Source organism: Pseudomonas sp. GD03858, from assembly GCF_029840925.1.
Classification (GTDB): domain Bacteria; phylum Pseudomonadota; class Gammaproteobacteria; order Pseudomonadales; family Pseudomonadaceae; genus Aquipseudomonas.
Window position 1 is genome coordinate 1 of sequence record NZ_JAOCDM010000153.1, and the last position, 10,685, is coordinate 10,685.

Below are 10,685 nucleotides of genomic sequence, written 5' to 3' on the forward strand. Positions count from 1 at the left end.
CCCCGGCAATCCCAAGCCAAAAGATAGACTCAAAATGACCCACCCCACCCCCTGCTACCACTGCGCCCTGCCCGTTCCCGCCGGCAGCCGCTTCACCGCCGTGGTCCTCGGCGAGCCGCGACAGTTCTGCTGCCCCGGTTGCCAAGCGGTGGCCGAATCGATCGTCGCCGGTGGCCTGGAGCACTACTACCAGCACCGCAGTGACACCAGCGCCAACCCCGAAGCCCTGCCCCGCCAGCTCCAGGATGAACTGGCGCTGTACGACCGCAGCGACGTGCAGCAATCCTTCGTGCGCCATGCCGGCGAACTGGCTGAAACCATCCTGATGGTCGAAGGCATCAGCTGCGCCGCCTGCGGCTGGCTGATCGAGAAACACCTGCGCAACCTGCCCGGCGTCGATGACGCCCGCCTGAACCTGTCCAACCATCGCCTGCTGGTCAGCTGGGACGACCAGCAACTGCCGCTGTCCAGGCTGCTGGCCGAGCTGCGCCAGATCGGCTACGCCGCCCACCCCTACCAGCCCGACCAGGCCGCCGAACAGCTGGCCCGGGAAAACCGCAGCGCCCTGCGCCGCCTGGGCGTGGCCGGGCTGCTGTGGTTCCAGGCGATGATGGCGACCATGGCCACCTGGCCGGAATTCAACATCGACCTGTCGCCCGAACTGCACACCATCCTGCGCTGGGTCGCGCTGTTCCTCACCACCCCCATCGTGTTCTACAGCTGCGCGCCGTTCTTCAAGGGCGCGGCCCGCGACCTGCGCACCCGCCACCTGACCATGGACGTCTCGGTGTCGCTGGCCATCGCCCTGGCCTACTGCGCCGGGATCTGGACCGCGATCACCGGCAGCGGCGAGCTGTACTTCGACACCGTCGGCATGTTCGCCCTGTTCCTGCTCACCGGCCGCTACCTCGAACGCCGCGCCCGCGAGCGCACCGCGGCAGCCACCGCGCAGTTGGTCAACCTGTTGCCGGCCTCGTGCCTGCGCCTGGACGCCAACGGCCAGGGCGAGCGCATCCTGCTTGGCGAACTGCAGTGTGGCGACCGGGTGCAGGTGCTGCCCGGTGCGGTGATCCCGGCCGACGGGCTGATCGTCGACGGCCGCTCCAGCGTCGACGAGTCGCTGCTGACCGGCGAATACCTGCCCCTGGCGCGTCGCGTCGGCGACCGGGTGACCGGCGGCACCCTCAACGTCGAAAGCACCCTCACCGTCGAAGTCCAGGCCCTGGGCCAGGACTCTCGACTGTCGGCCATCGTCCGCCTGCTGGAGCGCGCTCAGTCCGAGAAGCCACGCCTGGCGGAAATCGCCGACCGCGCCTCGCAATGGTTCCTGCTGTTCACCCTGGTGGCCGCCGCCGTGATCGGCGTGGTCTGGTGGCAACTGGATGCGCCTCGGGCGTTCTGGATCGTCCTCGCCATGCTGGTCGCCACCTGCCCCTGCGCCCTGTCGCTGGCCACGCCGACCGCCCTCACAGCGGCCACCGGCAGCCTGCACAAGCTCGGCCTGCTTATAACCCGCGGGCATGTGCTGGAGGGGCTGAACCAGATCGACACGGTGATCTTCGACAAGACCGGCACCCTCACCGAGGGTCGCCTGGCCCTGCGCAGCGTGCGCCCGCTGGGCCGACTGGACGGCGACCAGTGCCTGGCGCTGGCCGCCGCCCTGGAAAACCGCTCCGAGCACCCCATCGCCCGCGCCTTCGGCCGCGCCGCCCAGGCCGCCGAGCACGTCAGCGCGGTGCCGGGACTGGGCCTGGAAGGCGAGCTGGGCGGCCAGCGCCTGCGCATCGGCCAGGCCGCCTTCGTCTGCGCCCTCAGCGGCGCCGAAGTGCCCGCTGTGCCTGAGTTTCGCGGGCAGTGGCTGCTGCTGGGCGACCGGCAAGGGCCGCTGGCCTGGTTCGCCCTGGACGACCGCCTGCGCGACGACGCCCAGGACCTGGTGACCGCCTGCAAGGCCCGTGGCTGGCAAACGCTGCTGCTGTCCGGCGACAGTTCGCCGATGGTCGCGGAAGTGGCCGCGCAGCTGGGCATCGACCAGGCGATCGGCGGCCTGCGCCCGGACGACAAGCTCGCCCGCCTCAAGGTCCTGCAAGGCGAAGGACGCAAGGTGCTGATGCTCGGCGACGGCGTCAACGACGTGCCGGTGCTGGCTGCCGCCGACATCAGCATCGCCATGGGCAGCGCCACCGATCTTGCCAAGACCAGCGCCGACGCGGTGCTGCTGTCCAACCGTCTGCAGGCGCTGGTGCAGGCCTTCGACCTGGCCCGCCGGACCCGCCGCAACATTGTCGAGAACCTGCTCTGGGCGACGCTGTACAATGGCCTCATGCTGCCGTTCGCCGCGCTCGGCTGGATCACCCCGGTGTGGGCAGCGATCGGCATGTCGGTCAGTTCGCTGATCGTGGTGCTCAACGCCCTGCGCCTGACCCGGCTGCCCGCCGATGCGGCGCCGGCCGCGCGCGAGCCGGCGTCGCTCGAAAGGAAACCGCTATGCCCGCCCTCTACGTGATGATCCCCGCCGCCCTGCTGCTGGTCGGCGTCGCCGTGTACATCTTCTTCTGGGCGGTGGACAGCGGCCAGTACGACGACCTCGAAGGCCCGGCCCACAGCATCCTGTTCGACGACCAGGACCCGCGCCACCAGGCCGCCGTGAAGCCAGGGGACGAACAGCCCGACGACAAGGACCCCGCGCCACGTGCCTGAACTGATTCCGCTCCTGGGCTCGGCGCTGGTCCTGGGCCTGCTCGGCGGCGGCCACTGCCTGGGCATGTGCGGCGGCCTGATGGGCGCCCTCACCCTGGCCATCCCACCCGAGCAGCGCGGCCGGCGCCTGCGCCTGCTGCTGGCCTACAACCTCGGACGCATCCTCAGCTATGCCGCCGCCGGCCTGCTGCTGGGCCTTGCCGGCGTGGCGCTGGCGAGCAGCCCGCTGGCCATCGGCTTGCGCGTCATCGCGGCGCTGCTGCTGATCTCCATGGGCCTGTACCTGGCCGGCTGGTGGAGCGGCCTGACCCGTATCGAGGCGCTCGGCCGCGGCCTGTGGCGCCATGTGCAACCCGTGGCCACCCGCCTGCTGCCGGTATCCAGCCTACCTCGGGCCCTGCTGCTGGGCGCCCTGTGGGGCTGGTTGCCATGCGGGCTGGTATACAGCACCTTGCTGTGGGCGGCGAGCCAGGGCGATGCACTGCACAGCGCGGCGCTGATGCTGGCGTTCGGCGTCGGCACCTGGCCGGTGCTGCTGGCCACGGGACTCGCGGCGGAGCGCGTGGGCGCCTTACTGCGCAAGCGCGGCGTGCGCGTGGCTGGCGGATTGCTCGTGATCCTGTTTGGTCTGTGGACATTACCAGGGCCGCATCAACACTGGTTGATGGGACACTGATCGCGGGGCAAGCCCGCTCCCACGCCAGCCCCGCGACGGTCGCCAACTCACCTTGATACAAATCAACACGACTTCTTACATCCGCCCCTAGACTCCGGACACTGCAGCTCTATCCGGGGACCACCCACATGCTCGACGACCTACGCTGGGACGCCGACCTGATCCGTCGCTACGATCTGGCCGGGCCACGCTACACCTCCTACCCGACCGCCGTGCAACTGCATGGCGAAGTGGGCTCGTTCGACCTGCTCCACGCCCTGCGCGAGAGCCGCCGCGCAACCCGCCCGCTGTCGCTGTACGTGCACGTGCCGTTCTGCGCCAACATCTGCTACTACTGCGCCTGCAACAAGGTCATCACCAAGGACCGTGGCCGCGCCGCGCCGTATCTGCAGCGCCTGGAGCAGGAGATCCAGCTGATCGCCTGCCACCTCGACCCGAAACAGGTGGTCGAGCAACTGCACTTCGGCGGCGGCACGCCGACTTTCCTCAGCCATGTGGAACTGCGCCAGCTGATGGCCACCCTGCGCCAGCACTTCCACCTGCTGGACGACGACTCCGGCGACTACGGCATCGAGATCGACCCGCGCGAGGCCGACTGGTCGACCATGGGCCTGCTTCGCGAGCTGGGTTTCAACCGCGTCAGCCTCGGCGTGCAGGACCTCGATCCGGCCGTGCAGCGCGCGGTCAACCGCCTGCAGAGCCTGGAGCAGACCCGCACCTTGATCGAGGCGGCACGTACCCTGCAGTTCCGCTCGATCAACCTCGACCTGATCTACGGCCTGCCCAAGCAGACCCCGGAAGGCTTCGCCCGCACCGTCGAGGAAGTGATCCGCCTGCAGCCCGACCGCCTGTCGGTATTCAATTATGCGCACCTGCCAGAGCGCTTCATGCCCCAGCGGCGCATCGACAGCGCCGACCTGCCGGCGCCGGCGGCCAAGCTGGAAATGCTCCACGCCACCATCGACCAGCTGACCGCCGCCGGCTACCGCTACATCGGCATGGACCACTTCGCCCTGCCCGACGACGAGCTGGCCATTGCCCAGGAGGAAGGCACCCTGCAGCGCAACTTCCAGGGCTACACCACCCATGGCCATTGCGACCTGATCGGCCTGGGCGTGTCGGCGATCAGCCAGATCGGCGACCTGTACTGCCAGAACAGCAGCGACCTCAGCACCTACCAGGACACCCTCTCGACCGCCCAGCTGGCAACCCACCGCGGCCTTCTGTGCAACCAGGACGACCGCCTTCGCCGGGCGGTGATCCAGCAACTGATCTGCCACTTCGAGCTGGATTTCGAGACGATCGAGCAGGCCTTCACCCTCGATTTTCGCGGCTATTTCAAGGAGCAGTGGCCGCAACTGCAGGCCATGCAGCGCGACGGCCTGATCAGCCTGGACGCCAAGGGCATCCGCATCCTGCCGGCCGGCCGCCTGCTGGCGCGCTCGGTGTGCATGGTGTTCGACGCCTACCTCGCGCAGCAGAATCGCCAGCGTTTCTCCCGGGTGATCTGAGGCGATTGAGGCGTTTCACCGCATGGACAGCCCGCCTTTCGAGGCACACTATGGACAGTTGAACGGTAGCGGAACACCCCTTCCCTGCCGCCGCTAGCGTGCACCAAAAATGCGCACACTGGCCTACAGCCCATGCCGCAGGTTATCCTTACGGCTTATGTGTGCTTTCCCACAAGGATCGAAAGAAATGTCCGAGCCAGTAAAACTGCGCCCACACAGCCAGGCCCATTGCAAGGATTGCAGCCTGGCCCCCCTGTGCCTGCCCCTGTCCCTCAACCTCGAGGACATGGATGCACTGGATGAAATCGTCAAACGCGGCCGCCCGTTGAAGAAAGGCGAGTTCCTGTTCCGCCAGGGTGACAATTTCGGCTCGGTCTATGCGGTCCGCTCTGGCGCCCTGAAAACCTTCAGCCTCAGCGATGCCGGCGAAGAACAGATCACCGGCTTCCATCTGCCCAGCGAGCTGGTCGGCCTGTCCGGCATGGACACCGAGGCCTACCCGGTGTCGGCCCAGGCCCAGGAAACCACCTCGGTGTGCGAGATCCCGTTCGAGCGCCTCGACGAACTGTCGGTGCAGCTGCCGCAGTTGCGCCGCCAGCTGATGCGGGTGATGAGCCGCGAGATCCGCGACGACCAGCAAATGATGCTGCTGCTGTCGAAGAAGACCGCCGACGAGCGCATCGCCACCTTCCTGGTCAACCTGTCGGCGCGCTTCCGCGCCCGCGGTTACTCGGCCAACCAGTTCCGCCTGAGCATGTCGCGCAACGAGATCGGCAACTACCTGGGCCTGGCGGTGGAAACCGTGTCCCGGGTGTTCACCCGCTTCCAGCAGAACGGCCTGCTCAAGGCAGAGGGCAAGGAAGTGCACATCCTCGACCCGATCCAGCTGTGCGCGCTGGCTGGTGGTGCGCTCGAAACCTGATCGCCCCGTGAACAGGGTATACTGGCGCCGAGTTTTTCCAGGATACCCGCCATGCACAGCGACACCTTCGACCTCAAAGCCCTGATCCGCCCGGTAGTGGACTTCCCCAAGCCGGGCGTGATCTTCCGCGACATCACCCCACTGTTCCAGTCGCCACGCGGGCTGCGCTATGTCGCCGACCAGTTCATCGAGCGCTATGTAGAGGCCGAGTTCAGCCATATCGGCGCCATGGACGCGCGGGGCTTCCTGATCGGCTCGATCATCGCCCACCAGCTGAACAAGCCACTGATCCTGTTCCGCAAGCAGGGCAAGCTGCCGGCCGACGTGCTGTCGGAGGGTTACCAGACCGAATACGGCGAGGCCTTCCTGGAAGTGCACGCCGACAGCCTCTGCGACGGCGACTCGGTATTGATCTTCGATGACCTGATCGCCACCGGCGGTACCCTGCTGGCCGCAGCCAACCTGGTTCGCCGCACCGGCGCCCAGGTGTTCGAGGCGGCGGCGATCATCGACCTGCCGGAACTGGAAGGTTCGCGCCGCCTGCAGGCGGCCGGGGTGCCGACCTTCTGCCTGACCGAGTTTTCCCTCAGCGAATACTAAAAGCAGCTGCAAGCGGCAAGCGGCAAGCGGCAAGCGGCAAGCGGCAAGCTGCAAGCTGCAAGCGGCAAGTAAAAGCAGGTCGGCGCATTACCGCTTTTACTTGCCGCTTGTAGCTTGCAACTTGAAGCTTCAAAGCGAAACCGGCCGACGCCCCGCGAAAGCATGGGCCAGCGTCCCGCCATCCACCAGTTCCAGCTCCCCACCCAACGGCACGCCATGGGCGATGCGCGTGGCGGCCAGGCCCTTCTCGGCCAGCAGCTGGGCGATGTAATGGGCAGTCGCCTCCCCCTCCACCGTGGGGTTGGTGGCCAGGATCACCTCGCTGAACGTACCCTGCTCCTCGATCCGCGCCATCAACTGCGGAATACCGATGGCCTCCGGCCCCAGGCCATCGAGCGGCGACAGGTGCCCCTTGAGCACGAAGTAGCGGCCGCGATAGCCGGTCTGCTCCACCGCATACACATCCATCGGCCCCTCCACCACGCACAGCTGGCTGTCGTCGCGGCGTGGATCGGCGCACTGCGGGCACAACTCCTGCTCGGTCAGGGTCCGGCACTGGCGGCAGTGGCCGACGCCTTCCATGGCCTGGCTCAGCGCCTGGGCCAGGCGCGTGCCGCCGCTGCGGTCGCGTTCGAGCAGCTGCAGGGCCATGCGTTGGGCGGTTTTCTGACCGACGCCGGGCAGGATGCGCAGGGCGTCGATCAGTTGGCGGATCAGGGGGCTGAAGCTCATCTCGGCAGGCCGTCCAATTTCAGGAAACACAATGAACAAGGGAGCAACGTCCCATAGGTCGTTGCTCCCCGGTGTGAAGCGATCAGCCGATCAGAACGGCATCTTGAAACCAGGCGGCAGTTGCATGCCGGCGGTCATGCTGCCCATCTTGTCCTGGCTGTTCTGCTCGATCTTGCGCACGGCGTCGTTCAGCGCGGCGGCGATCAGGTCCTCGAGCACTTCCTTGTCGTCGGCGTCGGTCGACATCAGGCTCTGGTCGATGCTGACGCGCTTGACGTCGTGACGACCGGTCATCACCACGCTGACCAGGCCGCCACCGGACTGGCCGGTGACTTCGGCGTTGGCCAGTTCTTCCTGCATCTTCTGCATCTTTTCCTGCATCTGCTGGGCCTGCTTCATCAGGCCGGCCATGCCACCTTTCATCATGGGGGTATACCTCGATTGGGTCATGTGATGCGGCCCCGCACAGGCGGGCCGCATGGTTATCCGTTCATTGGCCCTGGCTGGCCAGGGCGTCTACAGGCTCAATAGTATCCTGCCTGACCGTCGCGCCGAACTGCCGGATCATCTGCTGGATGAGCGGATCCTGCTCGATCGACACCACGGCGTCATGCTGGCGCTCGGCACGCTTGCGCGAGGCGGCCTGGGCCGGAGTCTCCTGCTCGGGGCGGATCAGCTCGATCTTCAGGCGGATCTCGCGGCCCAGGTGCTGGTTGAGCGCGTCGTTCAACCGGCGCTGCTGCGTCGAGTTGAACAGCGCGCCCTGCCCCGGGTCCAGGTGCAGCAGCCAATCATCGCCATCGGCGGCTATCAGCGTACAGTTTGCGGCGATGTTGCCTGTCATACCGGAGACAGGCAACTGTGGGAATAATTCCAGCCATTGCAGGGCCAGCCCGGTCGCGGGCATGGCCGCCGGCAGCGGCTCCGGCGCCTGGGTGGGCGCCTCTTCCTGCACGTGCTCGGCCAGTTCGTCCAGGTAGCTGAAGCCAGCCGGGTCGCTGTCGGGCGCGTAGTAGTCCTCGTCCGCCGGCGGCTCGTCGTCGCGCTCCATGCCCGCCGGGCTGTAGGCCGACGGATCGAACGGCGGCTCGTCATAATCCGGCTGCGGGCTGGCAGCTTCGACCACGGGTGCCGGCTCGGACGGTTGCTCGGGCACAACTGACGCCGGCGCAGCAACGGGTTCCTCCCACGGCAGGTCGATGACCTCTTCGACGGGCTGCGGCTCGGGCTCTGGTTCTGATTCCGATTGCGCCGCCTCGACAACCTCGGCAACGGCCGGCGCGTCGACGACTGGCGGCTCCGGCTGCACGGGTGGCTCAGCCACGGGCACTGGCGCGACCGCTTCAGCGACAGGGCTGACGGCAACGGGCGGCGCCACGGCCACAGCCGCCGCTGCCACCGCTTGGGCCGGATCAGCTGTGGCCTGGCTGATCCCCACCGGCTTTAGTACCGGCTTCGGCGCATCATCGGTATCGGCCGGGCGGAACGCCAGCATGCGCAGCAGGACCATCTCGAAGCCACCACGCGGGTCTGGCGCCAGCGGCAGGTCGCGACGGCCGATCAGGCCCATCTGGTAGTAGAACTGCACATCCTCGGCCGGCAGCGCCTGGGCCAGCGCCAGCACGCGATCACGATCGCCCTGGCCATTGTCGACCGCCTCCGGCAGGGCCTGGGCGATGGCCACGCGGTGCAGCACATTGAGCATTTCCGACAGCACGCCGCTCCAGTCCGGCCCTTGCTCGGCCAGGTCGCGCACCGCCTGCAGCAGCGCCCGGGCATCACCTTCGAGCAACGCCTGCAACACCCCGTACACCTGGCCGTGGTCGAGGGTGCCGAGCATCGCCCGCACATCGGCGGCCAATACCTTGCCCTCGCCGAAGGCGATGGCCTGGTCGGTCAGGCTCATGGCGTCGCGCATCGAGCCATCGGCGGCGCGACCGAGCAGCCACAGGGCGTCCTCTTCGAACGGCACGTTCTCGGCGCCCAGCACATGGGTCAGGTGCTCGACCACCCGTTCCGGGCTCATGTTCTTCAGCGAGAACTGCAGGCAGCGCGACAGGATGGTCGCCGGCAGCTTCTGCGGGTCGGTGGTGGCGAGAATGAACTTGACGTAGGGCGGCGGCTCTTCCAGCGTCTTCAACAAGGCGTTGAACGAGTGGGTGGAGAGCATGTGCACTTCGTCGATCAGGTAGACCTTGAAGCGCCCGCGGCTCGGCGCGTACTGCACATTGTCGAGCAGCTCGCGGGTGTCCTCGACCTTGGTGCGGCTGGCGGCGTCGATCTCGATCAGGTCGACGAAACGGCCTTCGTCGATCTCCCGGCACACCGAACAGGTGCCGCACGGCGTGGAGGTGATGCCGGTCTCGCAGTTCAGGCACTTGGCGATGATCCGCGCGATGGTGGTCTTGCCCACGCCACGGGTACCGGTGAACAGATAGGCGTGGTGCAGGCGCTGGTTGTCCAGGGCGTTGATCAAAGCCTTGAGCACATGGGTCTGGCCGACCATTTCGCGGAACGAGCGCGGACGCCATTTACGTGCAAGAACCTGATAACTCATCAAAAAACCATCGTGACCGGAGCGGGCGGAAAGAGCGCTAATGCTAGCGGAGCGGGGCCGAAATTGCACCCCGCCGATCTCGTCTAAGCTCATTGACGGGCACACGGACGATGAATCAGGGAGGATGAAGCGTGCGGCGAGTCCTGGTCATCCTGTTGCTATGGACCACCCATAGCCTGGCGCAGCAGCCGGTGCTGCGCTTTTCTGTCGCCGAAAGCTGGAGCATGCCGTTGATGCGCACCGAGGACCAGCAACCGGTGGAAGGCATCCTTTTCGAACTGATGCAGGCCATTGCCCGGGAGACTGACGCCCGCCCGCAATACCACGTGATGGCCCGCCTGCGCCTGCAGGAGGCCATGCAGGCCGGCGAAATCGACGTGCGCTGCTATGTCTCCACCCAGTGGCTGACCGACCGACCGGGCAACTACCTGTGGAGCATCCCCATCATCGAACAGCGCGATCTGTTGATCGGCCGCCCCGGCGACAGCGGTCCCACCCACCCGGAGGCACTGCCGCCCCAGGCCATCGGCACCGTGCTTGGGTACACCTACCCCACCCTGGACCCCCTGTTCAGCCAGGGACGTCTGCAGCGCGAGGACAGCCGTAACCAGTTGCTGGCCTTGCAAAAGCTCCAGGCTGGACGCTTTCGCCACGCAGTCAGCAACCAGCTGTCATTGCAGTGGTACAACCGCTCCCTGCCGCCGGGGCAACGCCTGCAAGCCTTGGCCGTGCTGGAAGAGCAAGCGCTGGGCTGCATGGTGCGCAACGATCCCCAATTACCGACCCAAGGTGTGCTCAGGGCGTTGGTGCGGATCAAGGAGTCCGGGGAGATGCAGCGGATTGTCGAGCGGTATACCGACGGCCAGGTCCTTCAAGGTGCTCGACGTTAGCGTTGCAGCGCCTATCAGATCGAGCGCCGCCCGCGCGGCGCATCGCGACGCAAGGCCGCTCCTACATCTGTTTCGGGCCAGTCAATCCTGTGCCATT

At 66.9% G+C, this 10,685-nt stretch carries 10 protein-coding genes; 7 read left to right on the forward strand and 3 right to left on the reverse strand.

Going from position 1 to position 10,685, the window contains the following annotated elements; genetic code table 11:
- Nucleotides 1-34: 34 nt before the first annotated feature.
- The 6 genes from N5D48_RS24500 to N5D48_RS24525 all read left to right on the forward strand — a co-directional run bounded on the left by N5D48_RS24500 (nucleotide 35) and on the right by N5D48_RS24525 (nucleotide 6,409).
- Nucleotides 35-2,506 (forward strand): heavy metal translocating P-type ATPase, encoded by a 2,472-nt coding sequence (locus N5D48_RS24500; protein WP_279888614.1) that lies wholly within the window; start codon nucleotides 35-37, stop codon nucleotides 2,504-2,506.
- Complete coding sequence (ccoS, locus tag N5D48_RS24505; RefSeq protein ID WP_050706577.1) at nucleotides 2,488-2,700, forward strand: cbb3-type cytochrome oxidase assembly protein CcoS; 213 nt, start codon at nucleotides 2,488-2,490, stop codon at nucleotides 2,698-2,700. The genes N5D48_RS24500 and ccoS overlap by 19 nt, the downstream gene beginning before the upstream one ends.
- Complete coding sequence (locus tag N5D48_RS24510) at nucleotides 2,693-3,376, forward strand: sulfite exporter TauE/SafE family protein (protein ID WP_279888615.1); 684 nt, start codon at nucleotides 2,693-2,695, stop codon at nucleotides 3,374-3,376. Before ccoS ends, N5D48_RS24510 begins: the two co-directional genes overlap by 8 nt.
- Before the next feature lie 128 nt (nucleotides 3,377-3,504).
- Nucleotides 3,505-4,887: an oxygen-independent coproporphyrinogen III oxidase gene (gene hemN, locus N5D48_RS24515; protein ID WP_279888616.1), complete on the forward strand. Its 1,383-nt coding sequence runs from the start codon at nucleotides 3,505-3,507 to the stop codon at nucleotides 4,885-4,887.
- 187 nt (nucleotides 4,888-5,074) lie between these two features.
- Nucleotides 5,075-5,809, forward strand: coding sequence for a Crp/Fnr family transcriptional regulator FnrA (fnrA, locus tag N5D48_RS24520; protein WP_279888617.1), 735 nt, complete (start codon nucleotides 5,075-5,077; stop codon nucleotides 5,807-5,809).
- A 51-nt stretch (nucleotides 5,810-5,860) separates the two neighbouring features.
- Complete coding sequence (locus N5D48_RS24525; RefSeq protein WP_038705708.1) at nucleotides 5,861-6,409, forward strand: adenine phosphoribosyltransferase; 549 nt, start codon at nucleotides 5,861-5,863, stop codon at nucleotides 6,407-6,409.
- A gap of 129 nt (nucleotides 6,410-6,538) precedes the next feature.
- On the opposite strand, the gene recR is transcribed toward N5D48_RS24525, so the two are convergent.
- The 3 genes from recR to dnaX all read right to left on the reverse strand — a co-directional run bounded on the left by recR (nucleotide 6,539) and on the right by dnaX (nucleotide 9,698).
- Nucleotides 6,539-7,141 carry a recombination mediator RecR gene (recR, locus tag N5D48_RS24530; RefSeq protein ID WP_279888618.1) on the reverse strand — a complete coding sequence of 201 codons (603 nt, stop codon included), beginning with the start codon at nucleotides 7,139-7,141 and terminating at the stop codon, nucleotides 6,539-6,541.
- A 90-nt stretch (nucleotides 7,142-7,231) separates the two neighbouring features.
- On the reverse strand, nucleotides 7,232-7,567 hold the full coding sequence (locus N5D48_RS24535; RefSeq protein ID WP_011533041.1) for a YbaB/EbfC family nucleoid-associated protein: 336 nt from the start codon (nucleotides 7,565-7,567) through the stop codon (nucleotides 7,232-7,234).
- Nucleotides 7,568-7,631: 64 nt separating this feature from the next.
- Entirely contained in the window at nucleotides 7,632-9,698 is a 2,067-nt protein-coding gene (dnaX, locus tag N5D48_RS24540; protein WP_279888619.1) for a DNA polymerase III subunit gamma/tau, read from the reverse strand.
- Between the two features lie 131 nt (nucleotides 9,699-9,829).
- Between dnaX and N5D48_RS24545 the strand changes: the two genes are divergently transcribed.
- Nucleotides 9,830-10,588, forward strand: a complete 759-nt coding sequence (locus tag N5D48_RS24545) for a transporter substrate-binding domain-containing protein (RefSeq protein WP_279888620.1) — start codon at nucleotides 9,830-9,832, stop codon at nucleotides 10,586-10,588.
- Nucleotides 10,589-10,685: the final 97 nt, after the last annotated feature.